This window comes from Streptomyces sp. NRRL WC-3549, assembly GCF_000721935.1.
Taxonomy (GTDB): domain Bacteria; phylum Actinomycetota; class Actinomycetes; order Streptomycetales; family Streptomycetaceae; genus Streptomyces.
Map to the genome: position 1 here is coordinate 1 of NZ_KL585409.1, position 638 is coordinate 638.

General features: G+C 76.0%; 1 protein-coding gene. It reads right to left on the minus strand.

The annotated features are described in order from the left end of the window. Positions 1 to 638, minus strand: a 638-nt coding sequence (locus tag IH13_RS37910) for a ketoacyl-synthetase C-terminal extension domain-containing protein (protein WP_037841832.1), incomplete at both ends; no start/stop codon positions are given.

Genomic DNA, 638 nt, shown 5'->3' on the forward strand with positions numbered 1-638 from the left:
GATGTGTATAAGAGACAGGCCCGGCCTCGCCCCGACCGGCGGCGGCGAGCTTGACCGCCGCGTCCGCGAGGTCGGCGGCCACGAACGCGAGGCGCGCGGCGAGGGGTTCGCGGCCCACGCGCAGGGTGTGGGCGACGTCGGCCAGCCTCGGGGCGTCCGCCTCGGCGAGGGCGCGGCCCAGGTCGGCCGCGCGGGCGCGCAGCCGGTCCTCGTCGCGGGCGGACAGGACGATCAGCTCCGCCTGCTGGGGCCCGGCCGGGACCGGCTCGGGGGTCAGGTACTCCTCCAGGATGACGTGCGCATTGGTTCCGCCCGCCCCGAACGAGCTGACGGCGGCGCGGCGCGGCAGCGGACGGCCGTCACCGTCGTACGCGCGCGGCCACGGCGCCGTCTCCCGCTGCACGGTGAACGGCGAGCTCTCGAAGTCGATGACCGGGTTGGGCTCCTCGGCGTGCAGCGTGGGCAGCAGTGTGCCGTGGCGCAGCTGCAGGACGGCCTTGGTGAGTCCGGCGATCCCGGCGGCGCCCTCCAGGTGGCCGATCGCGGACTTCACCGAGCCCAGGGCGCAGAATCCCGTGTCGCCGGTGTGCCGGGCGAAGGCCTGGGCCAGCGCGGTGTGCTCGATCGGGTCGCCCAGG